The organism is Aeromicrobium fastidiosum, from assembly GCF_017876595.1.
Lineage (GTDB): Bacteria > Actinomycetota > Actinomycetes > Propionibacteriales > Nocardioidaceae > Aeromicrobium > Aeromicrobium fastidiosum.
Genome location: NZ_JAGIOG010000001.1, coordinates 3,811,074 through 3,835,354 on the forward strand (window position 1 = coordinate 3,811,074; position 24,281 = coordinate 3,835,354).

Below are 24,281 nucleotides of genomic sequence, written 5' to 3' on the forward strand. Positions count from 1 at the left end.
CGGTGACGTCACCAGCCCCTTCCCCCACCCCCGTCCCGACCTCCGGCGGCCGATGGCTCGTCGGGGTGGCGATCATCCTGCTCGCCGTCAACCTGCGCGTCGCCGTCGGCAGCATCGGTGTCGTGCTGGGCAGCGTCCGCGACGACCTGTCCATGAGCGCGACGGTCGCGGGCGTCCTGACCACCCTGCCCGTCGTGTGCTTCGCGGTGTTCGGCGTCGGGACGGCCGGTCTGGTGCGCCGCGCCGGACTGCACAGGGCAGCCGCGACCGTGTTGGTGCTCGCGGCGACCGGCATCGTGACGCGGTCGCTCGTCGACGACCGGATCGTGTTCCTGCTGTGCAGCGTCGTCGCCCTGGCCGGTGCAGCCGTCGGCAACGTGATCCTGCCGCCGCTGGTCAAGGCCCACTTCCCCGACCGCATCGCCCTCGTCAGCTCGCTCTACGGTGCGGCGTTGATGGCCGGAGCGGCCACGGCATCGGTCACGACGGTCCCGCTGTCGGACGCCCTGGGCGGCTGGCGCGAAGGACTGGCGGCCTGGGCGGTGCTGGCGTGCGTCGCCCTCGTCCCGTGGGTGCTGATGCTGCGGCGAGACGTGCACCACTCCCCCGTCGCCACCGAACGGTTGCCGCTGCGTGCGCTCGTCCGGTCGCGGCTCGTGTGGGCCATGGTGCTCCTGTTCGCCGCGCAGTCTGCCGGGGCGTACGCGCAGTTCGGCTGGTTCGCCGAGATCCTGACCGACGCCGGCGTCTCCGACGGGTCGGCGGGTGCCCTGCTCGCGGTCATCAGCGCCGTCGGCATCCCGCTGACGTTGAGCCTGCCCTCGCTGATGCGGCTGACGGGCGACACGCCGTACCTGCCGTGGGCGTTCGCGGTCCTGACGGTCGCCGGCTGGCTCGGCGTGCTGATCGCTCCGGCGACCACGCCATGGGTGTGGGCCGTCCTGCTCGGGCTCGGCGGCGGCGCGTTCACGTGGACCCTCACGATGATCGCGCGCCGCACCCGCACGACGGCCGGCACCGGTGCCCTCTCGGTCGTCACGCAGGGCGCCGGCTACCTGATCGCCGGGGCGGGTCCGTTCGGCGTCGGAGCACTCCACGACCTGACGGGCTCGTGGACGGCACCGCTGATCTGCCTCATGGCGCTCGGCGGGGTCATCGCGGTGTGCGGCACGATCGTCGCGCGTCCGGTGATGCTCGAGGACACGGTGGGGCTCGACCACCGGTACTGACGCTCGACCTGTTCAGCCCGCCAGGTGCAGGTGCCCCGCCACCGTCGCCCCGGCCTTGCGGCTCTCGCGCGCCAGGTGGGCGATCAGGGCGAGACGCTCTCCCCCGTGCTGGTTGACGGCGCGCTCGGCGGCGAGACGACGACGCTCGAGCGTCCGGACGAGCTCGTGCTCCTCGTGCTGGGCGATGGACTGGGCGGTGAAATCGGTGAACATGATGTCTCCTTCTCGACATCACCCACACTCGTCGCTGAGGCACCTCGCCCACATCGGACGAACTCCGGGACCTGCACGCGTCGGCGCTACCTCAGACGCCCCACCCCTACCTCAGACGGTGTGCCGGAACACCACGAGAACGTGGGAATCCGGCACCTAGCCAGGGTTGCAACCCTCGGTAGGTGCCAGGACACCACGAGAACGTGGGATCCCAGCGCGATGGCTTCAGACGACCGTCAGCGGCAGCAGGTTCTTGCCCGTGGGGCCGATCTGGATCTCGAGATCCATCTGCGGGCACACGCCGCAGTCGAAGCACGGCGTCCAGCGGCAGTCCTCGACCTCGAGGGCACCCGACGGGTCGATCGCGTCCTGCCAGTCCTCCCAGAGCCAGTCGCGGTCGAGTCCAGCGTCGAGGTGGTCCCAGGGCAGCACCTCGGCGTACTCGCGCTCGCGGACCGTGTACCAGTCGAGGTCGACGGGCTCGTCGGCCAGCACCTCCTCGGCCATGCCGGCCCAGCGGTCGTACGAGAAGTGCTCGCTCCAGCCGTCGAAGCGTCCACCGTCACGCCACACCGCCTCGATGATGCGGCCGACGCGGCGATCGCCGCGCGACAGGAGTCCTTCGACGATGCCGGGCTTGCCGTCGTGATAGCGGAAGCCGATGGCCTTGCCGTACTTCTTGTCGGCGCGGACGAAGTCGCGCAGCTTCTGCAGGCGGGCGTCGGTCGTCTCGTGGTCGAGCTGCGACGCCCACTGGAACGGGGTGTGCGGCTTGGGCACGAAGCCGCCGATCGACACGGTGCAGCGGATGTCGTGCCGCCCCGAGACCTCACGACCGGTCTGGATGACCCGCTTGGCGAGCTCGCCGATCTGCATGACGTCCTCGTCGGTCTCGGTCGGCAGACCGCACATGAAGTAGAGCTTGACCTGCCGCCAGCCGTGCGAGTACGCCGCGGCGACGGTCGAGATGAGGTCGTCCTCCGACACCATCTTGTTGATGACCTTGCGCAGCCGGTCGCTGCCGCCCTCGGGCGCGAACGTCAGGCCCGAGCGGCGTCCGTTGCGGCTGAACTCGTTGGCGAGCGTGATGTTGAAGGCGTCGACGCGGGTCGACGGCAGCGACAGCGACGTGTTGGTGCCCTCGTAGCGGTCGCCGAGCTGCTTGGCGACCTCTCCGATCTCGGTGTGGTCGGCGCTGCTCAGCGACAGCAGGCCGACCTCCTCGAAGCCGGTCTTGTCGAGGCCGTTCTGCACCATCTGACCGATGCCCTCGATCGAGCGCTCGCGTACCGGACGCGTGATCATCCCGGCCTGGCAGAAGCGGCAGCCGCGCGTGCATCCGCGGAAGATCTCGACGCTGAACCGCTCGTGAACCGTCTCGGCCAGCGGCACGAGGGGGTTCTTGGGGTACGGCCACGCGTCGAGGTCCATCAGCGTGTGCTTCGCGATGCGCCACGGGACGCCGGGACGGTTGGGCACGACGCGCTGGATGCGTCCGTCGGGCAGGTAGGTGACGTCGTAGAACTTGGGCACGTAGACGCCGCCCGACATCGCGAGGCGCAGCAGCACCTCGTCGCGGCCGCCGGGACGTCCCTCGGCCTTCCACTCCCGCACGACGGCACTGATCGCCAGGACGATCTCCTCGCCGTCGCCCAGCACCGCGGCGTCGATGAAGTCGGCGATGGGCTCGGGGTTGAACGCCGAGTGCCCGCCTGCGATCACGATGGGGTCGTCGTCGCCGCGGTCGACGGCGTGCAGCGGCATGCCGGCCAGGTCGATCGCGGTGAGAAAGTTGGTGTAGCCGAGCTCGGTCGAGAACGAGATGCCCATGAGGTCGAAGGCCCGGACGGGACGGTGCGCGTCGACCGTGAACTGCGGGATGTCGTTGTCGCGCATGACCTTCTCCATGTCGGAGAAGACCGCGTACGTGCGTTCGGCGAGGATCCAGTCGCGCTCGTTGAGCACCTCGTACAGGATCTGGACGCCCTGGTTGGGCAGGCCGACCTCGTAGGCGTCGGGGTACATCAGCGCCCACCGCACCTCGGCCGACTCCCAGTCCTTGCTCGTGGCGTTGAGCTCTCCACCCACGTACTGGATGGGCTTGCCGACGGACGGCAGGAGGGGCTCCAGGCGGGGGAACAGCGACTCGACAGTCATGTCCTCAAGGGTAGGCGGTCGCCGCACCTCGACGAAAACCGTGGCACCCCGGCATCGCTAGGGTGGTCGACGTGAGACGACGCCAGCGCAAGCAACAGCCGTTCACGGTCCGCTACACGCCGGTCTCGACCGACGGATCGCTCGACCAGCTGCTCACGATCACCAACCACACCGAGGTGTCCGTTCAGCCGACGCTGAGGTTCACCCCGCGCAGCATGTACGGGCTGGAGCTCCCGCACGTCACGACCACCGCGGTCAACGGATCGCACCTCGGCCGGGCCGTCCTGCCCGCCGGGGGGACGTTGACCGACGTGCTGCGGTTCGACGGTCAGGGGTCGCGGCAGGTGCGGGGCGTCGACATCGAGGTGTCCGGGGTCGAGGAGATCGACCATCCGGCGCTCGAGCAGCCCCTCAAGACCGTCATGATCGACCTCGAGCAGAAGGCGACCGACGACCCCGTCGACTTCTGGGGCATCGGCGTCGTCAACCCCAATCCGTTCGGGGTCACGATGCGCATCTCGCTGGTGCAGCTGGAGGAACGCGACCGCGACAACCCCCGCCAGGTCGTCGACGTCGTGACCCTTCAGGAGGACGTCGACATGGCATCGGTGTCGAACCACGTCATCTGGCTGCCTGACGAGGTGCGGGGCCAGTTCCACGAGGTCGTGCACTGCCTCGTGCCGACGACCTACACCTGAGTCCTGCGGACACCGGTCGGACCGATCTTTCGACGTTTCGGCAGTCCTGACGTCGTGAACGTCGACAGGTCTGCCCCGGGGGCGACCGATCTTTCTGCGTTCAGGTAGCTCCGACTACCTGTGTGCCGAAAGATCAGTCCCTCCACAGGCCCGGTCCGTGCGTCGCGGCGTCCACAGCCGCCCGGTGCAGGCAGACCCGTCGGGATCCCGGCACGCACCGTGGGGCGATGGACGACGTGCTGCGGATGTCAGAAGCGATCGAACGATTCGGACTGGGACGTGTGCGCAACCACGTCGACCGGGGCCGATGGCAGAAGCCGTGCCGGGGCGTCGTCGTCCTGCACAACGGTCCGCTCCCGCCGCGGCAACAGCTCGAGGTCGCTCTCGCCTCGGCGTCTCCGGGTGCTGCGCTCGGCGGCCTCACGTCCCTGGCGGTCGACGGATTCGAGGGCTTCACCCCCGTGGCACCCCAGATCGTCCTGCCATCGGGCGCGCGCTCCCCCTCCAAGGACGGTCTGGAGGTGCACTGGAGCACGCAGCTCGACGGGCGCGACGTCCACCCGCTCGCCGAGCCACGCCGCACCCGACCGGCACGGAGCCTCGTCGACGCGGCGAGCTGGACCGACAACGAGAGGCTGGCCCGGGCCATCGTCATTGCCGGGGTGCAGCAGGGCCTCACCAGCACGAGGCACCTCCGCGACGCGTTGACCCGGCGCGGGCCGTGCCGCCACCGAGGTCTCGTGATCGAGTCGATCCTCGACGCCGCCGGCGGCATCCAGTCGCTGCCGGAGCGCGACTTCGACGAGGTGTGCCGTTTCGCCGGGCTGCCGCGCCCGAACCGTCAACGAGCCGTGCGGGGGCCAGACGGCCGCTACCACCTCGACGCGTCATGGGACGACCTCGGCATGGCGGCCGAGGTGCACGGTCTCCCCCATCACGGCGTCGGGCGATGGAGCGCCGACCTGGTGCGAGCCAACGAGGTCGTCATCAGCGGCGAACGGCTGCTGATCTTCTCGTCCTACACCGTCAGGCGCGAGCAGCGCGCGGTCGCCGATCAGCTGGTGCGGATGGCCAGGGCGCTGGGGTGGACCGGCCACGGGCCCGATCTCTCGACGTTGACGCCGTCAGAGTGGCGCAAACGTCGAAAGATCAGTCGACGGACTGCGTGAACTCTCGGCGTACCGGCTGCCTGAGCTACCGAATCGCCGAAAGATCGGTCGAACTGGTCAGAGGTGGGGGAACCAGAGGGCGATCTCGCGGGCCGACGACTCCTCGGAGTCCGAAGCGTGAACGAGGTTCTCGCGGTTCGACAGCGACAGGTCTCCCCGGATCGTGCCGGGCGCTGCGGCCCGTCCGTCGGTCGAGCCGTTGAGCAGGCGGACGACCGAGATGGCCTCGTCACCCTCCAGCACCAGCGCGACGAGCGGTCCGGAGATCGCGAACTCGCGCAGCGGCGGGTACCAGGGCTGCTCGACGTGCTCGGCGTAGTGGGCGTCGGCCTGTGCCGCGTCGATGGTGCGCTGCTCGAGCGCCACCAGGGTCAGGCCCTTGGACTCGAACCGGGAGAGGATCTGCCCGACCAGGCCACGACGCACGGCATCGGGCTTGATCAGGACGAGGGTGCGTTGCGACATGCTCAGTAACGTAGCGTGACCGACCATGACCATCACGCCCTGGTGGCGAGACGCCGTGATCTACCAGATCTACCCGCGTTCGTGGGCCGACTCGGACGGCGACGGCATCGGCGACCTGCCGGGCATCACTGAGCGTCTCCCCCACCTCGCCGAGCTGGGCGTCGACGCCGTGTGGCTGTCGCCGTTCTACACCTCGCCCCAGAACGACGCGGGCTACGACGTCGCCGACTATCGCGACGTCGATCCCGTGTTCGGCACGCTCGACGACTTCGACCGACTCACCGTGGCAGCCCACGAGCTGGGTCTGCGGGTCATCGTCGACATCGTCCCCAACCACACCTCCAGCGAGCACCCGTGGTTCCGCGCGGCACTGGCCGCAGCACCCGGCCGCCCCGAGCGCGCCCGCTACCTGTTCCGCGACGGCACGGGCGACTCCGGGGAGCTGCCGCCCAACAACTGGCAGAGCAAGTTCGGCGGACGCGCCTGGACCCGGCTCACCGAGCCCGACGGACGTCCGGGCCAGTGGTACCTGCACATGTTCGACACCAGCCAGCCCGATCTCGACTGGACCAACCAGGAGATCCGCGACGAGATGCAGGACGTCCTCCGGTTCTGGCTCGACCGCGGCGTCGACGGCTTCCGCATCGACGTCGCGCACGGGATGGTCAAGGCCGAGGGCCTGCCCGACACCGACGTCGAGGGCGACGACTCCGTCAGCCCGACGTCCCGCCTGCCCATGTGGGACCAGCCGGGTGTCCACGACATCTACCGCGAGTGGCGGCGCATCGCCGACTCGTACGCCAAGGAGGGCGAGGACGCCGACCGCATCCTGTGCGCCGAGGCCTGGGTGCTCCCTGGCGAGGCGCTCGCACGGTACGTCCGGCCGGACGAGCTGCACCAGTCGTTCAACTTCGAGTACCTCATGACGCCGTGGCTGGCCGCCGACCTCCGCGAGACCATCTCGCACTCGCTGGCGCAGGCCGCGGCGGTGGGAGCACCGCAGACGTGGGTGCTGTCGAACCACGACGTCGTCCGGCACGCGTCGCGGCTCGGATACCCGCAGCTGCCGGGCCTGCAGAAGATCGCCGGCATCGGCCCCGACAGCCCGCAGCCCGACGCGGTCATCGGCCTCAGACGCGCTCGCGCCGCCACCACCGTCATGCTCGCGCTGCCCGGATCGGCGTACGTCTTCCAGGGCGAGGAGCTGGGCCTGCCCGAGGCGACGCACCTGCCCGACGACGCCCGGCAGGACCCGACCTTCGCCCGCACCGGCGGCGCGTCGATCGGACGCGACGGCTGCCGCGTGCCCGTCCCGTGGGAGGCCGGCGAGCCGTCGTTCGGGTTCGGCCCGTCCGACCGGTCGTGGCTCCCCCAGCCTGCTGAGTACGGCGACCTGGCTCCCGACCGTCAGCGCGGCGTGGCCGGCTCGACGCTCGAGCTGTACCGGACGCTGCTGCGACAGCGCCGCGAGCGTCGCCTCGGCCGCGGCGATCTCACCTGGCTCGACGGCTATCCCGTCGACGTCCTGGCGTTCACGGTCACGTCGCCCGAGGGCGCGGTCACGGTGCTGGCCAACCTCGGCACCACGGCGGTCGAGCTGCCCGCCGGATGCACGATCGTCGCGTCCAGCAGCGACATCGAGCCGGTGCGCCTGCTGGGGGCCGACGAGGCCGTGTGGCTCGAGGGCTGACCCCCGCGGTTGCGACGCCCGACGGCCGCAGATAGGTTCGATCTGACCTTGTGACCCGCGTCACTCGCGCGGGATGCGCCAAGGTTGGTAGGGGGAGAGATGACTGCACGACGTACCCGCAGGGTCGCCGCCGGGCTGGCCGCAGCCGCGCTGTCGATGAGCGTCCTGGCCGCATGTGGCGGGGGCGGTGGCAAGCCCACGCTCAACTGGTACATCAACCCGGACGGGCAGGACACGCTCAACGCCCTGGCCAAGAGCTGCAGCACCGACGACTACACGATCAAGATCCAGCTGCTCCCGTCCAGTGCCACCGACCAGCGCACACAGCTCGCGCGACGCCTGGCCGCGAAGGACAGCTCGACCGACCTGATGAGCCTCGACCCGGTCTTCGTCCCGGAGTTCGCCAACGCCGAGTGGCTGCTGCCGTTCGAGGGCGAGCTCAAGGACACGGTGCTCGACGACGACGTGCTGAAGGGAGCCGGCGAGACCGTCACGTGGGACGACCAGGTCGTCGCCGCGCCGCAATGGGCCAACACGCAGGTGCTCTGGTACCGCAAGTCGCTCGCCGAGGCTGCCGGGCTCGACATGACCCAGCCCGTCACGTGGGACCAGGTCATCGACGCCGCGGCCGACAACGACGGCACGGTCGGCGTGCAGGCCAACAAGTACGAGGCCTACGTCGTGTGGATCAACGCGCTGATCCAGGGTGCCGGCGGCAACATCCTCGACCCCAAGACCGTCGAGGCCGGCCGTGACGCCAAGGTCACGATCGACTCCAAGGCCGGTGAGGACGCTGCCGCGGTCATCGAGAAGCTGGCGAGGTCGAAGGCCGCTCAACCCGACTTCTCGACGTCCAACGAGGGCACGAGCCTCGGGCAGATGTTCCCCAAGAGCGGTGCCGGCGAGTTCATGACCAACTGGACCTTCGTCTACAAGAACTACGACGGGCTGATCGGCAAGCCCGGCGGTCCCGCCGACAAGGCGGGCCTCGACGACCTCGGTTGGGCGCGCTACCCCCAGACCGTGCAGGGCGAGGAGTCCAAGCCCCCCATCGGCGGCATCGACATCGGCGTCGGCGCGTACTCCAAGCACCCCGAGTTCGCCCAGCAGGCCGCAGTCTGTGTGACCAGCGCGAAGGCTCAGACCGAGCTGGCCGTCAACGAGGGACTCATGCCGTCCAGGCAGTCGGTCTACCAGTCCGATGAGCTCAAGGAGGCGTACCCGGCCGATCTGCTGGCCCTGTGGAGCGAGAGCGTCGACTCCGGCGGACCGCGCCCCAAGAGCGCCTACTACAGCCAGATCTCCAGCGCCGTGCAGGCCCGGTGGCACTCGCCCACCGCCGTCGGTCCCTCGACGCCCGGCAAGTCGGCCGCCTTCCTCAAGGCCATCCTGAGCGGAAAGGCGCTGCTATGACCTCCGTGATCGCCAACGAGGCCAAGGCCGGCAAGACGCCCAAGGCCCCCACGTCCGACCGGTCCCGCGCCGAGAACCGGCTGGCACTCAAGCTCGTCGCCCCGGCCTTGGCGCTGATGCTGGTCGTCACCGCCTTCCCGATGCTCCGGGCCCTGTACCTCTCGCTGTTCGACTACTCGCTCACCGCCCCCGACGACCGCACGTTCATCGGGCTCACCAACTACTGGACGGCGCTGAGCGACGGTCTCTTCTGGCGTGACACCGTCACGACCGTCGCGATCATGATCATCACCGTCGCGTTCGAGCTGGTCATCGGCTTCGCGTTCGCGATGGTCATGCACAAGGTCATCTTCGCCCGGGGCGTCATCCGCACCTCGATCCTGATCCCCTACGGCGTCATCACGGTCGTGTCGGGCTTCGCGTGGCAGTTCGCGTTCTCGTACCAGAACGGCTTCGTCAACAGCTGGCTGCCGTTCATCGGCGACGACTTCAACTGGTTCGCCGAGCGCAACTCATCGCTGATCGCGATCATGGCCTCGGAGATCTGGAAGACCACGCCGTTCATGTCATTGCTGCTGCTGGCCGGTCTGGCACAGGTGTCCGAGGACATGCTCGAGGCGGCCAAGGTCGACGGTGCGACGTGGTGGCAGCGGCTCTACAAGGTCATCCTGCCCAACATGCGTGCGGCGATCATGGTCGCGGTGCTGTTCCGCGCGCTCGATGCCTACCGCATCTTCGACAACATCTTCGTCATGACCGCCGGAGCCAACAGCACCGAGTCGATCTCGTTCCTGACGTACAGACAGGTCATCGAGCAGTTCCAGCTGGGCATCGGCTCGGCGCTGTCGGTGCTCCTGTTCCTGTCAGTGCTCGTGGTGGCGTTCATCATCGTCAAGCTGTTCAAGGTCAATCTGGCCGATGCACGGCAGGAGGGCTGACATGAAGACCGACCTGAAGAGCAAGATCGGCACCGGCATCGGCATCGCGGTGATCCTCGCCTGGTGCCTGCTGCCTGTCGCCTGGATCATCTCGCTGTCGTTCAAGTCGCAGGACGCGGTCACCAACGGCTCCCCCGGCTTCTTCCCGTCCAGCGGCGGCGGTGCCGGATGGTCCAACTACGCCGACGTCCTGCAGGACCCGCAGTTCCGGCGCGCGATCATCAACTCGATCGGCATCTCGCTCATCGCGACGGTGCTCTCGGTCATCCTCGCGACGCTCACGGCCTACGCCATCGCGCGGCTCGAGTTCAAGGGCAAGAAGTTCGTCCTGACGACAGCGCTGGTGATCGCGATGTTCCCGGTCGTCTCGCTGGTGGGACCGCTGTTCGACATGTGGCGCACGCTGGGCATCTACGACACGTGGCCCGGCCTGATCATCCCCTACATGTCGTTCACGCTCCCGCTCGCGATCTGGACCCTCTCGGCGTTCTTCCGCGAGATCCCGTGGGAGATGGAGCAAGCGGCCCAGGTCGACGGTGCGACGTCGTGGCAGGCCTTCCGCAAGGTCATCGTCCCGCTGGCGGCTCCCGGCGTCTTCACCGCGGCGATCCTGACGTTCTTCTTCGCATGGAACGACTTCGTCTTCGGCATCTCCCTGACGTCCACCGAGAACGCTCGTCCCATCCCGGCGGCGCTGTCGTTCTTCGTCGGCGCCGACCCGTTCAACCGTCCGGCGTCCCTCCTGGCGGCGGGAGCCGTCGTCGCGACGATCCCCATCGTCGTCCTCGTCCTGTTCTTCCAGCGCAAGATCGTCGCCGGCCTGACCGCCGGTGCAGTGAAGGGTTGATCACATGGCCACCATCGAGATGAAGAACATCGTCAAGAAGTACGGCGACGGGTTCCCGGCCGTCAACGACGTCAGCATCGACGTCGCCGACGGGGAGTTCCTGATCCTCGTCGGCCCCTCCGGCTGCGGCAAGTCCACGCTCCTGCGCATGATCGTCGGTCTTGAGGACATCACGTCGGGCGACATGCTGATCGGCGGCGACCGGGTCAACGACCTGGCCCCCCGCGACCGCAACCTGTCGATGGTCTTCCAGAACTACGCGCTCTACCCCCACCTGACGGTCTACGAGAACATCGCGTTCCCGCTGCGCCTGGCCAAGTGGAAGGACGCCGACATCGACGCCAAGGTGCGCGAGGCGAGCAAGACGCTCGACCTCGACGAGCACCTCGAGCGCAAGCCCGCCAACCTCTCGGGCGGCCAGCGCCAGCGCGTCGCGATGGGACGCGCGATCGTCCGCGACGCCCAGGCCTTCTTGTTCGACGAGCCGCTGTCCAACCTCGACGCCAAGCTGCGCGGCCAGATGCGCACCGAGATCGCCCGCCTGCAGAAGAAGCTCGGCATCACGACGGTCTACGTCACGCACGACCAGACCGAGGCCATGACGCTGGGCGACCGCGTGGCCGTCATGAAGCGCGGCATCCTGCAGCAGCTCGCCACCCCGCGCGAGCTGTACGAGCAGCCGGTCAACCTGTTCGTCGCGGGGTTCATCGGCTCGCCGCCCATGAACTTCCTGCCCGCGACGGTCGAGAACGGCGAGGTCACGCTGCCGTTCGGCACGTTCCCGCTGCCCGCCGACAAGGCCGCCAAGACCGAGGGCAAGGGACTGCTGATGGCCGGCATCCGTCCCGAGCACTTCGAGGACGTCTCGGTCATCGAGGAGGGCAAGGTCGACTCGGCCCGCACGTTCGCGGCACACATCGACGTCCGCGAGTGGCTCGGCGACCAGCAGTACGCCTACGTCCCGTACGAGGCCGAGGCGAAGGTGCAGGACCAGCTCAAGGAGCTTGCCCGCGAGTCCGACAGCGACTCGCTGCGCACACAGCTGGTCGTCTCCCTCGACGCCGCGAGCTCGGCGGCCGAGGACAGCGACACGACGCTGTTCATCGACACCGACAAGATGCACCTGTTCGACCCGGCCACGGGCGACAACCTGACGGTCGGCCTGTAGGCGCGTCCGCTGGGCCTGACGTTTCTGCAGACACGCCGACGGCGTGTTCGTCAGAACGTCAGGCCCAGCGGGTTCAGCGCTTCTTCTTGCCCTTCTTGACGGCTTCGAGCACCTCTTCGTTCCACTCGTGCTCGCGGATCAGGCGGTACCGCTCGCAGGCGACCCGCACGTAGGCCTCGGCAGGACGCTCGTCGTCGCCGCGGACGCCGGCCTCCTCGATCATGTCGACCACGGGTCGGAACTCCTCGGCGTACCAGCGTGCCGCCATCGTCTCGGGGTCCATGTAGGCATCCTCGGCGTGCATCGTGCGTGCCGCCCAGGCCTCGGCCGCCTCAGCGATCTCGCCGTACATCGCTGGCACGTCGACCGCGACCGCGGCCCGCGCCTCGCCGGTGAACGGGACGCGCTGCAGCATCAGTCGCCGCCAGAACTTGAGCTCGAGGTCGACCCGCGCCTCGATGCCGACAGGGGCCAGGAAGGTCTCGATCGCCGTGATGCGGGCCTCGATCAGGGTGACCCCGAGGCTGCGCGCCACCGACACCCGGTGGTGTCCGTCGCGCACGAAGTAGTAGTCGCCGATCTGGTAGACGTCGATCGGCGGGATCTCCTCGCCGACGCGGCTGGCGCGGGCCAGCCGCTCCCAGCGCTGCCGGCTGACGGTCGACGTGGGCCTGAACCGCCGGTCGAAGTCGCGCACCTTGTCGACCGAGCCGACGATCGCATCGAGCGGGATGACCTTGGTACCGACATAGTGCTCCGCCCTGCGGCCGAGGGCGTCGACGACCTCGTCGAACGACATCGACTGCACGACGTCCTCGGTGTCGTTGCGCAGCCGTGCCGCCAGGGCGGACAGCACCTGGTGCCGCCGGGCGCGCATGAAGTCGCTCTCGGCGTCGACGCGCGGTGATCCTGAGCTGCCGACCATGTCAGGCTCCTCTCCGGGTGGCATCGGACGCCGACCGGGCGGCGCGGGGCTCGATGTCGACGACGTGCCACGGGATGACGTTGCGGATCGTCGTCCGACCGACGTGCCGGTCGTCCTTGTGCATCCCGAACGGGTGGATGTGGCCGTGCAGGTGCCAGGTGGGGCGCAGGGTCTCGAGCACCCCGTGCAGGGCGTCGATGCCTAGGTGGCTCGGGTCGTCGTCGTCGCCCAGACCGAGCGGCGGGGCGTGGGTCAGCAGGATGTCGACGGGCTCGCCGCCGGCCCGCCTGAGCAGCGTCCGCGCCCGCCGGTCGTACTGCTTCTGCGTGTACTGGTGGTCGCCGCCGTTGTAGCGGACGCAGCCGCCGAGGCCGGCGACCCGCAGGCCGCCGACGGTGACGGCGTGCTCGTCGGCCGCGACGAACCCTCGTGGGCCGGTGGACGTCCGCGAGATGCGCGGATCGTGGTTGCCGGGCACGAAGGCGGCCGGCGCGTCGATCAGTGAGCCGAGCCGCTCGAGGTAGTCCCACGGGAGGTCGCCGGCGGCGAGCACCAGGTCGACCTCGAGGCCTCTGGCGCGGGCGGGCATCGCAGCGACCTCCTCGTCGGCGACAGCCAGCACCCGGACCATGCCTTCGACACTACCGCCGCGCGCGGCCGGTGCCACCCCCTCGGGGATCAGGCCGGGGCGGTGCCCGTGGCGTCGTCGCCGCGCTGCTCGGCCTCGGCGGCCTCGCGCGCCCAGCGCGCCTTGTCGTCCTCGATCCGGCGACCGAGGAAGAAGGCTCCGAACCACAGCGCCGCGAACATCAGGCCGACGAAGAACATGATCGGCACGAGGAAACCGAGACCGATCGTGGCCGCCTGGATCGCGTGGCCCACCCAGTAGGCCTGAGGACGGCGCAGCGACCCGGCGACCAGGACACACAGCACCGCGAGCCCGAGCCCGAGCACCAGAGCCGGGGTCTTGCTGACGTCCTCGACCGAGATCATGACCGGCACCGACAGGCCCAGGATGATGGCCTGCAGCGTCAGCATCGCCGCGCACATGCCCCTCATGCGATCGAGCCGCCGAGCAGCACACGTGCTTCGCCGACCGTCACGACCGAGCCGGTGACCAGGACGCCGCCGCTGCCGATCGCGTCGTCGCCGCCCTCGCCGCCGTCGGCCATCGCGACGGCCCGCTCGAGGGCCTCGTCGAGGCGAGGGGCCACCACGACCCGCTCGTCGCCGAAGATGTCGCCGGCGATCTCGGCCAGCTCGCCGGCGGGCATGGCCCGGTCGGTGCTGTTCTCGGTGACGACGATCTCGGCCAGCACGGGCTCCAGCAGGCGCAGCATCTCCTCGACGTCCTTGTCGGCCATGACCCCGACGACGCCGATCAGCGGGCTGAAGCTGAACGCGTCCTGCACCGCGTCGATCGTCGCCTGCACGCCGTGCGGGTTGTGGGCGGCGTCGAGCAGCACCGTGGGGCTGCGGCGCACGACCTCGAGCCGTCCCGGCGACGTGACCTGGGCGAAGGCACCGCGCACCAGGTCGGGGTCGAGCTGCTTGCTGCCCGTGAACGCCTCGACCGCCGCGAGCGCGTAGGCGGCGTTGTGCGCCTGGTGCGCGCCGTGCAGGGGCAGGAAGATCTCGTCGTAGCCGCCCGACAGGCCCTGCAGGCTGATCTGCTGCCCGCCGAGGGCCGTGACCCGGTCGTTGACGCCGAAGTCGACGCCCTCGCGCAGCGCCACCGCGCCGACGTCGAGCACGCGACGCATCAGCACGTCCATGACCTCGGGCGACTGCTCGGCCAGCACGGCGTGCGAACCCGGCTTGATGATGCCGGACTTCTCGACCGCGATGAGCTCGGGACGATCGCCGAGGTACGCCGCGTGGTCGACGCCGATGGGCGTCACGACGGCGACCTGCCCGGTGGCGACGTTCGTCGCGTCCCACGAACCGCCCATGCCGACCTCGACGACCGCGACGTCGACCGGCGCGTCGGCGAAGGCCGCGAACGCCATCGCGACGACCGTCTCGAAGAACGAGAGCGGGTGCTGCGAGGAGTCGTCGACGATCTGGGCGTAGGCCGCGACGTCGGCGAAGGCATCGACGAACTGGTCCTGCGTCAGCGGGACGCCGTCGAGCGAGATGCGCTCGGTCATCGACTGCAGGTGCGGACTCGTGAACCGTCCCGTGCGCAGGTCGAGGGCGCGGAGCAGGACGTCGATCATGCGGCTCGTCGACGTCTTGCCGTTGGTGCCCGTCAAGTGGATCACGGCGTAGGCGTCCTGGGGATCGCCCATGAGCCGGCAGATCGCGGCGATGCGGTCGAGGGAGGGCTCGAGACGGGACTCGGGCCAGCGGCCGAGAAGTGCGCGCTCGACCTCCGCGTAGGTGGGTGTCATCCCCTCCAGTATCGCAGCAGGTCAGGGACATCTCAGGGTGGCCACCCAGTTCCCAAATGTCAGCGGGTTCCGCCATAGTGTTCCTAACTAGAACACCCCTCAGGAGACCTCGTGAACCGCAGCATCACCGGATGGATCACTCATCGTTGGGCCAAGTGGGTCGTGCTGGCCCTGTCGCTGGTGTTCCTGGCCGGCATGGGCAGCTTCGGCAGCAAGCTGACCTCGGTCGTCGACAACGACATCGCGTCGTGGTTGCCGGGCGACGCGGAGTCGACCAAGGTCATCCAGAAGGCCGCGGCCTTCTCGAACCCCGACGACATCCCGGCGATCGTGCTCTACGTGCGCGACGGCGGCACCACGCCCGACGATCTCGCCAAAGCCACCGCCGACGTCGCGGCGCTCAAGGGCGTCGACGACGTCTCGGGCGTCGTCGGACCGATCCCCTCGCAGGACGGCAAGGCGCTGCAGGTCATCGCCACGATCACGCTCAGCGACGACGGCTGGGAGATGCTGCCCGACCGCGTCGACGACATCGCCAAGATCACCGAGCGCGGTGGCAGCGACGGCCTCGACGTGCGACTCGCCGGGCCGGCGGCGCTCGGTGCCGACCAGGCGGAGGCCTTCTCCGGCATCGACGGCATCCTGCTGTTCTCGGCGGTCGGCATCGTCTTCGTCATCCTCCTGATCACCTACCGCAGCCTGCAGCTCGCGTTCGTGTTCCTGTTCTGCGGCGTCGGGGCCGTCGGCATCGCGCAGGGCGTCGTCTACCTGCTGGCCAAGAACCTCGACCTGACGGTCAACGGTCAGAGCCAAGGCATCCTGAGCGTCCTGGTGCTGGGTGCCGGCGTCGACTACGCGCTGCTGCTGGTGGCCCGCTACCGCGAGGAGCTGCACAACTACGAGGACCGCCACGAGGCCATGGCCCACGCACTGCACCGTGCCGCTCCCGCGATCCTGGCCAGCGGTGCCACGGTCATCATCGGCCTGCTGTGCCTGACGCTCGCGCAGATGAACTCGACGGCGAGCCTCGGCCCGGTCGGTGCCGCCGGCATCGCCTGCGCCCTGCTGGTCATGCTCGTGATGCTGCCCGCGCTGCTGGTCGTGGTCGGCCGGTGGATCTTCTGGCCGTTCGTGCCCCGCTTCGGAGCGCCTCTCAAGAGCGACACGGGCATCTGGGCCAAGGTCGGGCAGCGCATCAAGCGCGCCCCCCGCACGGTGTGGGTCGTCACCACGCTGGTGCTGGTGGGCCTGTCGTTCGGCATCGTGCAGCTCGACGCCAACGGCCTGACCAACGAGCAGAGCTTCACCAAGCAGCAGCCATCGGTCGCGGCCGAGAAGAAGCTCGCCGAGCACTTCCCGGGCGGGGCGGGCTCGCCCGTCGCGGTCATCGCCAAGGGCGATCATGCCGAGGCCGTCGCCGAGGCGCTGAGCGGCGTCAAGGGCATCGATCCGGCGAGCGTCGCGGTCAAGAGCCCTGCAGGCAGCCCCGTCGCGTACGTCGAGGGCACGCTGACGTCCGCTCCCGACTCCGCGGCCGCCTTCAGCACGATCGACCGTGCCCGCGACGCCGTGCACGCCGTCGACGGTGCGGACGCGCTGCTGGGCGGCAACACCGCGGTCAACAAGGACGTCCAGGAGGCGTCGGGGGCCGACAACCGGCTGATCATCCCGGTGATCCTGGTCGTCGTGCTGCTGATCCTCGGCCTGCTGCTGCGGTCGATCGCAGCACCGCTGATCCTGCTCGTCACGGTCGTGGTGTCGTTCGCCGCGGCGGTCGGCATCAGCGCCCTGGTGTTCCGGCACGTGTTCGGCTTCGAGGGGGCCGACTCGTCGTTCCCGCTGTTCGCCTTCGTGTTCCTGGTGGCGTTGGGCATCGACTACAACATCTTCCTGATGACCAGGGTGCGCGAGGAGTCGCTCAAGCACGGCACGCGCAAGGGTGCGCTGATCGGACTTGCTGCCACAGGTGGCGTCATCACCTCGGCCGGCTTCGTGCTCGCGGGCACGTTCACGGCGCTGGCCACCCTGCCGATCGTGTTCTTGGCCGAGCTCGGCTTCGTCGTGGCGGTCGGCGTGCTGCTCGACACGATCATCGTGCGGTCGGTGCTCGTGACGGCGCTCAACCTCGACATCGGCCGGCACATCTGGTGGCCCAGCGCGCTGTGGAAGACCGACGGACCCGGCCACCTCGCCGACGAGGCCCACCCGGCCGATCCCGTGGCACCGGGCAGCGAGCCCGTGCACAAGGCCTGACGGGCGTCGAGGGCTATGGGGGCGACCGCGCGTCGCCCCCATAGACTCAACTGTCGTGAGCAACGAACTGCACGGCGTCCCCGAGAAGCCCGTCCTCGAAGGTCTCGAAGCGACCTGGTCGGCCCGCTGGGCCGAGCAGGGCACGTATGCCTTCGACCGTTCCAAGACCCGGGAGCAGATCTACTCAATCGACACTCCCCCGCCGACGGTCTCGGGCTCCCTGCACGTCGGGCACGTCTTCTCGTACACCCACACCGACCTCATCGCGCGCTACCAGCGGATGAGCGGCAAAGAGGTGTTCTACCCGATGGGCTGGGACGACAACGGCCTGCCCACGGAGCGCCGGGTGCAGAACTTCTTCGGCGTCCGCTGCGACCCGACCCTGCCGTACGAGCCTGACTTCGTCCGGCCGGAGAAGCCGGACCCCAAGAAGCAGGTGCCGATCAGCCGCCGCAATTTCATCGAGCTGTGCAACGAGCTCGTCCTGCAGGACGAGAAGGTCTTCGAGGAGCTGTGGCGCACCCTCGGCCTGAGCGTCGACTGGGACCAGACCTACACGACGATCGGCGACAACGCCCAGGTCGTGTCGCAGCGCGCGTTCCTGCGCAACGTCGCACGCGGCGAGGCGTACACCCAGGACGCGCCGACGCTGTGGGACGTGACGTTCCAGACCGCGGTGGCCCAGGCCGAGCTCGAGGCGCGCGACTACCCCGGCGCCTACTACCGCGTCGCCTACCACTTCTCCGACGGCTCGACCCACCACGTCGAGACGACGCGCCCCGAGCTCACGCCGGCCGCCGTCGCGATCATCGCCCACCCCGACGACGAGCGCTACAAGCACCTGTTCGGCACCACCGCCACGTCGCCGATCTTCGGCGTCGAGGTGCCGGTGGTGGCCAGCACGCTGGCCGATCCCGAGAAGGGCTCGGGCATCGTGCACTGCTGCACGTTCGGCGACCTGACCGACGTGCAGTGGTGGCGCGAGTTCCAGCTGCCCAACCGCACCGTGATCGGACGTGACGGACGCATCCTGCGCGAGGTGCCGGAGTGGATCGCGACCGACGCCGGGCGTGAGCTGTTCGCCGAGCTGGCGGGCAAGACCACGTTCTCGGCCCGCGAGCTCGTCGCCGCGGCGCTGCTCGCGAGCGGCGACCTCGACGGAGAGCCCACGTCGACGCAGCGCGTCGCCAACTTCTACGAGAAGGGCGACAAGCCGCTCGAGATCGTCTCGACCCGGCAGTGGTACATCCGCAACGGTGGACGCGACGCCGACCTGCGCGCAGCCCTCGTGGCGCGCGGCGACGAGATCGAGTGGGTCCCGGCATACATGCAGTCGCGTCTCACCAACTGGATCGAGGGCCTCAACGGCGACTGGCTCGTGAGCCGTCAGCGATTCTTCGGCATCCCGTTCCCGGTCTGGTACCGACTCGACGCCGACGGCCAGCCCGACTACGACGACCCGATCTTCGCCGCCGAGGAGACCCTGCCCGTCGACCCGGCCTCGCAGACGCCTCCGGGCTTCGACGAGTCGCAGCGCGGGCAGGCCGGGGGCTTCGTGGCCGATCCCGACGTGCTCGACACCTGGGCGACGTCCTCGCTGACCCCTCAGCTCGCCTGCGGGTGGGAGCGCGACCCCGAGCTGTTCGCCAAGACGTTCCCGATGGACCTGCGGCCCCAGGCCCACGACATCATCCGCACCTGGCTGTTCTCGTCGGTCGTGCGGTCTCACCAGGAGTTCGGCACCGCACCGTGGAGCCACGCGTCGATCTCCGGCTTCGTGGTCGACCCCGACCGCAAGAAGATGAGCAAGTCGGTCGGCAACGTCGTCGTGCCCGACGCGATCCTCGCGACGTACGGCGCGGACGCCGTGCGGTGGCGCGCGGCCGGCGCCCGTCCGGGTGCCGACTCGCCGTTCGACGAGGCGCAGATGAAGGTCGGCCGGCGTCTGGCCATGAAGGTGCTCAACGCCAGCAAGTTCGTCCTGGCTCCTGAGGCGCAGTACGGGCTGGGAGCCGATGCATCTCACCTCGACCCGGCCCGCGTCACCGAGGCGATCGACCTCGCGCTGCTGACCCGCCTGCGTGGCGTGGTCGACGAGGCCACGACGGCGTTCGAGGCCTACGACTATGCGACGGCCCTCGAGGTCACCGAGAAGTTCTTCTGGGACTTCTGCGACGACTACCTCGAGCTGGTCAAGGAGCGCGCCCGCCGCGACGACGCAGGCGGCACCTCGGCGAAGGCCACGTTCGTGCTCGCGCTCTCGGTGCAGCTGCGGCTGCTCGCGCCGTTCCTGCCCTACGTGACCGAGGAGGTCTGGTCGTGGTGGCAGGAGGGATCGATCCACCGCGCCGAGTGGCCCGTCGCGTCGCGCGACCTCACGACGGCCGAGCAGGACCCTGGTGTGCTGTCGGCTGCCGCGACGGTGCTCGCCGACATCCGTGGTGCCAAGTCGGTCGCCAAGGTCAGCCAGAAGACCGAGATCGGCACGTTGTCGGTCACGGGCACGGCGGCAGCCCTCGAGCTGCTGGCGCTGGCGTTCGACGACGTCCGCGCGGCGGGTCGGGTCACCGCCGACCCGACCCTCACCGTCGACGACTCCGCGACAGGCTTCACCGTCGAGGCGACCCCCGCCCCCACGGAGTAGCCCAGGTCCGCGAGTGGCGCAGTTCTGCGAAAACGGACGGCGTGTCCCGCGAGATTGCGCCACTCGCGGACCAGATTGCGCCACTCGCGAGTCGGGCGGATGTGCGCCGGCGCACTACAGGGTGCGGAAGGTGATGCCTGCCGCCTGCAGCCGCGTGATCAGGGCGTCGCCCATCGCCACGGCCGTCGTGGTCTGGCCCGACACCTCGGGCAGGGCGTCGTCGAAGGCCAGGCAGAGCGCCGACTCGCTGAGCATCTTGGCGGTCTCGGTGTAGCCGGGGTCTCCACCCGCCACCTCGGTCGTGACGGCCGTGCCGCCGCCCGTCGCGATGATCCGCAGCGAGAACCACGACTTCGCCCGCTTCTGCTCGTCCGGGCCGTCGCCCTGGGCCTTGAGCTTGAGCAGGAGCGAACGGGTCGGACGCAGCTGAGCACCGGCCATCAGCACAGCCCCGCCGGCGATCGTGCCGGCGAGCATCGGCAGCTTCTTGAACTGCGCGAAGTGCGAGTACGTGAAGTCGGGACCGTAGCGGTCGAGCGAGCGCGCCGACCGCAGGACGATCTGCGGGTCGATGGTGGGCAGTGGCAGCGCCCATCCCCGGCCCGCTGCACCGCGCCCGATCGATCCGCCGCCGCGCACGCGACGGTCGTCGGGGCGGCCCTCGAGCTTCTTGCGCTCCGCTGCGGTGCGGGCCGACTGGCGCAGACGAGCGAAGGCTCCCACCGCTGAGTGGTAGGTGCCACCCGACGCCGTCCCCCCGGCCCGGATGTAGCCCTTGACGTCGAGCGGGACGCCCTCGGGCATCTGCTCGACCGTGAACAGCACGCCCAGGTCGTAGGGGATGGAGTCGAAGCCGCAGGCGTGGATCAGGCGAGCACCCGTGCGGCGCGCGGTCTCGTGGTACTTCAGCCACATCGCGTCGACGAACTCCGGCTCACCGGTCAGGTCGACGTAGGCGATGCCGGCCTCTGCGGCGGCCTTCACCGCGGGCTCCCCCAGCTGCACGTACGGGCCGACCGTGGTGATCAGCACGCGGGTGCTGCCGGCGAGGGCCGCCATCGAGTCGGCGTTGTCGGTGGAGGCCGAGATGATCTCGGGGCGCACCCCACCGAGGGTCTCGATGCGATCGGCGACCGCTTCGAGCTTGGCCTGGTTGCGTCCTGCGATGGCCCATGACGCACCGGACGGCAGGTGCGTGCTGAGGTAGTCGGCGGTCAGGCCGCCGGTGAATCCGGTGGCTCCGAGCAGGGCGATGTCGACAGAGGTCATGCGCCCAACGTAGCGACCCGTCGGGTGGGCTGCACCCGACGGGAGGGCTACGAAGCCTTCTTGGCTGCCTCGTCGTGCGTCAGGATCTGCGGACCCTCGTCGCCGGCGACGGTGGCCGCGTTGACGATGACCTTGGCGACGTCGTCACGGCTCGGGATCTCGTACATCACGGGCTCGAGCACGGCCTCGATGATCGAGCGGAGACCACGCGCACCCGTGCCGCGGGCCAGGGCCAGGTCGGCCATCGCCTCGCTGGCCTCGGCGCTGAACTCCAGCTCGACACCGTCGATCTCGAACAGGCGGACGTACTGCTTGGTGAGCGCGTTGCGGGGCTGCGTCAGGATCGCCACGAGGGCGTCCTTGTCGAGGTTGTCGACCGCGGCGATGACCGGCAGGCGACCGATGAACTCGGGGATCAGACCGAACTTGAGCAGGTCTTCGGGCAGCACCTTGGAGTAGAGCTTGTGCGGCTCGGCCTTGGTGCCGATGTCCTGCTGCGCCGCGCTGAAGCCCAGCGCCATCTTGCCGCTGCGCTGCTCGATGATCTGGTCGAGACCCGCGAACGCACCGCCGACGATGAACAGCACGTTGGTCGTGTCGATCTGAATGAACTCCTGGTGCGGGTGCTTGCGCCCGCCCTGCGGCGGCACCGAGGCCGTGGTGCCCTCGAGGATCTTCAGCAGCGCCTGCTGGACGCCCTCGCCCGACACGTCACGCGTGATCGAGGGGTTCTCGCTCTTGCGGGAGATCTTGTCGACCTCGTCGATGTAGATGATGCCCGTCTCGGCCTTCTTGACGTCGTAGTCGGCGGCCTGGATCAGCTTGAGCAGGATGTTCTCGACGTCCTCGCCGACGTAGCCGGCTTCCGTCAGCGCCGTCGCATCGGCGATCGCGAACGGGACGTTGAGCATGCGCGCCAGCGTCTGCGCCAGATAGGTCTTGCCGCAGCCCGTGGGCCCGACCATCAGGATGTTGGACTTGGCCAGCTCGACCTGGTCGTCCTTGCCGCGTCCGCTGGACGCCTGCGCCTGGACACGCTTGTAGTGGTTGTAGACCGCGACGGCCAGCGACTTCTTGGCACCGTCCTGGCCGATGACGTAGCCGTTGAGGAAGTCGTAGATCTCCTGCGGCTTGGGCAGCTCGCCCAGGCTCAGCTCGGCACCCTCGGCGAGCTCTTCTTCGATGATCTCGTTGCAGAGGTCGATGCACTCGTCGCAGATGTAGACCCCGGGACCGGCGATGAGCTTCTTGACCTGCTTCTGGCTCTTGCCGCAGAAGGAGCACTTGAGCAGATCGGCCGTTTCACCAATGCGTGCCATGGGGGGTCCCTTTCGTGCCGGTGGCTGTGACCGGAGTGCTGTGGTGACGGGCCCGGAGTGACCGAGACGACGTGGTTTCCACCGTAGCGGCGAATCGCCTCGTCGTCTCGGTCACAGGCCGGATGTCGGGGTGCAACTTCGTGGACCGGACCGTCAGATGGCGGGGGTCTTCAGCGTGTCGAGGACCTCGTCGACCAGGCCGTACTCGACGGCCTGCTGCGCCGTCAGGATCTTGTCGCGGTCGACGTCCTTGCTGACCTCCTCGATCGACTTGCCGGTGGCGTCGGCGATCATCTTCTCCATCAGCTCGCGCATGCGGAAGATCTCGTTGGCCTGGATCTCGAGGTCGGAGATCTGTCCGCCGGTGCCCTCGGTGTAGGGCTGGTGGATCAGGATGCGGCTGTTGGGCAGCGCCAGGCGCTTGCCCGGCGTGCCGGCGGCCAGCAGGATCGCTGCGGCCGAGGCGGCCTGGCCCAGGCACAGGGTCTGCACGTCGGGCTTGATGTAGCGGATCGTGTCGTAGATCGCCGTCAACGCGGTGAACGAGCCACCGGGGCTGTTGATGTAGATGCTGATGTCACGATCGGGGTCCATCGCCTGCAGGCTCATGAGCTGGGCCATGACCGCGTTGGCGACGTCGTCGCTGATCGGGGTGCCCAGCATGATGATGCGGTCCTCGAAGAGCTTGGTGTAGGGGTCGATGCGACGGAAGCCGTAGCTCGTGCGCTCTTCCCACTGCGGGATGTAATAGCTCATGCTGACGCCTCCGTCGAAAGACCAATGTACGAATGCGTCAGCACGACTGCTGCCACATGATTCACCCGCTGGCGCTCGTTCATCGGACAACCTCTCCTGCGCTGCGGACGACGTGGTCGATCAGGCCGTACTCCTTGGCCTGGTCGGGCGTGAACCAGCGGTCGCGGTCGGAGTCGAGCTCGATCTGCTCGACGGTCTGGCCGCTGTGGAACGACTGCAGCTGGTTGAGCTGCTTCTTGAGCAGGATGCTCTGCTCGGCCTGGATCTTGATGTCGGAGGCAGAGCCGCCGATGCCGCCGGACGGCTGGTGCATCATGATGCGCGCGTGCGGCAGGGCGTACCGCTTGCCGGCGGTGCCGGCAGCGAGCAGGAACTGCCCCATCGAGGCCGCGAGGCCCATGCCGAACGTCGCGACATCGTTGGAGATGAACTGCATCGTGTCGTAGATGGCCATGCCGGCGTCGACCGAGCCACCCGGCGAGTTGATGTACAAGAAGATGTCGGCCTGCGGATCCTCTGCGTTGAGCAGGAGCATCTGCGCGGCGATCGCGTTGGAGTTGGAGTCGCGGACCTCGGACCCGAGGAACACGATGCGCTCCTTGAGCAGGCGCTGGTAGATGTGGCCGTCGAGATCCGAGGGGCCGGCCTCGCCGGCCATCCTCGGCGACAGTGGGCTGGAGCTGTCAGATGTGTTCACGTCCACAAACCTAGACGGCACCGGGGACGAACACACGC

The 24,281-nt window shown here is 69.0% G+C and carries 21 protein-coding genes; 10 read left to right on the forward strand and 11 right to left on the reverse strand.

The features are described 5' to 3' along the window. The first annotated feature begins 2 nt into the window (after window positions 1–2). Window positions 3–1,229: an MFS transporter gene (locus JOF40_RS18975; protein ID WP_188111763.1), complete on the forward strand. Its 1,227-nt coding sequence runs from the start codon at window positions 3–5 to the stop codon at window positions 1,227–1,229. A 12-nt stretch (window positions 1,230–1,241) separates the two neighbouring features. On the opposite strand, the gene JOF40_RS18980 is transcribed toward JOF40_RS18975, so the two are convergent. Beyond that, a complete protein-coding gene (locus tag JOF40_RS18980; protein WP_129182760.1) occupies window positions 1,242–1,442 on the reverse strand; it encodes a hypothetical protein in 201 nt (66 codons plus the stop codon). Window positions 1,443–1,667: 225 nt separating this feature from the next. Then, window positions 1,668–3,599: a TIGR03960 family B12-binding radical SAM protein gene (locus JOF40_RS18985; protein ID WP_129182762.1), complete on the reverse strand. Its 1,932-nt coding sequence runs from the start codon at window positions 3,597–3,599 to the stop codon at window positions 1,668–1,670. Between the two features lie 71 nt (window positions 3,600–3,670). Between JOF40_RS18985 and JOF40_RS18990 the strand changes: the two genes are divergently transcribed. Continuing rightward, the gene (locus JOF40_RS18990; RefSeq protein ID WP_129182764.1) at window positions 3,671–4,297 is read left to right on the forward strand and encodes a hypothetical protein; all 627 of its coding nucleotides are present in this window, start codon (window positions 3,671–3,673) and stop codon (window positions 4,295–4,297) included. Between the two features lie 227 nt (window positions 4,298–4,524). After that, window positions 4,525–5,466, forward strand: coding sequence for a hypothetical protein (locus tag JOF40_RS18995; RefSeq protein WP_129182765.1), 942 nt, complete (start codon window positions 4,525–4,527; stop codon window positions 5,464–5,466). A gap of 57 nt (window positions 5,467–5,523) precedes the next feature. Here the strand turns inward: JOF40_RS18995 and ndk are convergent, their stop codons facing one another. Further along, window positions 5,524–5,931 (reverse strand): nucleoside-diphosphate kinase, encoded by a 408-nt coding sequence (gene ndk, locus JOF40_RS19000; RefSeq protein ID WP_129182767.1) that lies wholly within the window; start codon window positions 5,929–5,931, stop codon window positions 5,524–5,526. 25 nt (window positions 5,932–5,956) lie between these two features. Here ndk and JOF40_RS19005 point away from each other — a divergent pair, with 25 nt between their 5' ends. The 5 genes from JOF40_RS19005 (at window position 5,957) to JOF40_RS19025 (ending at window position 11,987) form a co-directional block, all read left to right on the forward strand. Next, window positions 5,957–7,621 (forward strand): glycoside hydrolase family 13 protein, encoded by a 1,665-nt coding sequence (locus JOF40_RS19005; RefSeq protein WP_129182769.1) that lies wholly within the window; start codon window positions 5,957–5,959, stop codon window positions 7,619–7,621. Window positions 7,622–7,720: 99 nt separating this feature from the next. Further along, on the forward strand, window positions 7,721–9,034 hold the full coding sequence (locus tag JOF40_RS19010) for an extracellular solute-binding protein (RefSeq protein ID WP_129182771.1): 1,314 nt from the start codon (window positions 7,721–7,723) through the stop codon (window positions 9,032–9,034). Then, a complete protein-coding gene (locus JOF40_RS19015; protein ID WP_129182773.1) occupies window positions 9,031–9,972 on the forward strand; it encodes a carbohydrate ABC transporter permease in 942 nt (313 codons plus the stop codon). The genes JOF40_RS19010 and JOF40_RS19015 overlap by 4 nt, the downstream gene beginning before the upstream one ends. A gap of 1 nt (window position 9,973) precedes the next feature. Beyond that, window positions 9,974–10,819, forward strand: coding sequence for a carbohydrate ABC transporter permease (locus JOF40_RS19020; RefSeq protein ID WP_129182775.1), 846 nt, complete (start codon window positions 9,974–9,976; stop codon window positions 10,817–10,819). A 4-nt stretch (window positions 10,820–10,823) separates the two neighbouring features. Further along, window positions 10,824–11,987: an ABC transporter ATP-binding protein gene (locus tag JOF40_RS19025; RefSeq protein ID WP_129182777.1), complete on the forward strand. Its 1,164-nt coding sequence runs from the start codon at window positions 10,824–10,826 to the stop codon at window positions 11,985–11,987. A gap of 73 nt (window positions 11,988–12,060) precedes the next feature. Here JOF40_RS19025 and JOF40_RS19030 read toward each other — a convergent pair whose 3' ends face one another. Genes JOF40_RS19030 through JOF40_RS19045 form a run of 4 tightly spaced genes read right to left on the reverse strand, consistent with a single transcriptional unit; the run spans window position 12,061 to window position 15,305 of the window. Next, on the reverse strand, window positions 12,061–12,912 hold the full coding sequence (locus tag JOF40_RS19030; protein WP_129182779.1) for a ParB N-terminal domain-containing protein: 852 nt from the start codon (window positions 12,910–12,912) through the stop codon (window positions 12,061–12,063). Window position 12,913: 1 nt separating this feature from the next. Next, complete coding sequence (locus JOF40_RS19035) at window positions 12,914–13,543, reverse strand: metallophosphoesterase family protein (RefSeq protein WP_129182781.1); 630 nt, start codon at window positions 13,541–13,543, stop codon at window positions 12,914–12,916. Between the two features lie 47 nt (window positions 13,544–13,590). After that, window positions 13,591–13,971: a DUF4233 domain-containing protein gene (locus JOF40_RS19040; RefSeq protein WP_245343163.1), complete on the reverse strand. Its 381-nt coding sequence runs from the start codon at window positions 13,969–13,971 to the stop codon at window positions 13,591–13,593. After that, complete coding sequence (locus JOF40_RS19045; RefSeq protein WP_129182783.1) at window positions 13,968–15,305, reverse strand: bifunctional folylpolyglutamate synthase/dihydrofolate synthase; 1,338 nt, start codon at window positions 15,303–15,305, stop codon at window positions 13,968–13,970. Before JOF40_RS19045 ends, JOF40_RS19040 begins: the two co-directional genes overlap by 4 nt. 111 nt (window positions 15,306–15,416) lie before the next feature. Here JOF40_RS19045 and JOF40_RS19050 point away from each other — a divergent pair, with 111 nt between their 5' ends. Together JOF40_RS19050 and valS are read left to right on the forward strand one after the other, a co-directional pair. After that, on the forward strand, window positions 15,417–17,558 hold the full coding sequence (locus tag JOF40_RS19050) for an MMPL family transporter (RefSeq protein WP_129182785.1): 2,142 nt from the start codon (window positions 15,417–15,419) through the stop codon (window positions 17,556–17,558). Window positions 17,559–17,613: 55 nt separating this feature from the next. Continuing rightward, on the forward strand, window positions 17,614–20,202 hold the full coding sequence (gene valS / locus JOF40_RS19055) for a valine--tRNA ligase (RefSeq protein WP_129182787.1): 2,589 nt from the start codon (window positions 17,614–17,616) through the stop codon (window positions 20,200–20,202). Window positions 20,203–20,316: 114 nt separating this feature from the next. Here the strand turns inward: valS and JOF40_RS19060 are convergent, their stop codons facing one another. The 4 genes from JOF40_RS19060 to JOF40_RS19075 all read right to left on the reverse strand — a co-directional run bounded on the left by JOF40_RS19060 (window position 20,317) and on the right by JOF40_RS19075 (window position 24,204). After that, the gene (locus JOF40_RS19060; RefSeq protein WP_129182789.1) at window positions 20,317–21,471 is read right to left on the reverse strand and encodes a saccharopine dehydrogenase family protein; all 1,155 of its coding nucleotides are present in this window, start codon (window positions 21,469–21,471) and stop codon (window positions 20,317–20,319) included. A 47-nt stretch (window positions 21,472–21,518) separates the two neighbouring features. Then, window positions 21,519–22,790 (reverse strand): ATP-dependent Clp protease ATP-binding subunit ClpX, encoded by a 1,272-nt coding sequence (gene clpX, locus JOF40_RS19065; protein WP_129182791.1) that lies wholly within the window; start codon window positions 22,788–22,790, stop codon window positions 21,519–21,521. 153 nt (window positions 22,791–22,943) lie between these two features. Beyond that, window positions 22,944–23,546: an ATP-dependent Clp protease proteolytic subunit gene (locus JOF40_RS19070; RefSeq protein WP_129182793.1), complete on the reverse strand. Its 603-nt coding sequence runs from the start codon at window positions 23,544–23,546 to the stop codon at window positions 22,944–22,946. Between the two features lie 79 nt (window positions 23,547–23,625). Then, the gene (locus tag JOF40_RS19075) at window positions 23,626–24,204 is read right to left on the reverse strand and encodes an ATP-dependent Clp protease proteolytic subunit (protein ID WP_129183396.1); all 579 of its coding nucleotides are present in this window, start codon (window positions 24,202–24,204) and stop codon (window positions 23,626–23,628) included. Between the last annotated feature and the right edge of the window lie 77 nt (window positions 24,205–24,281).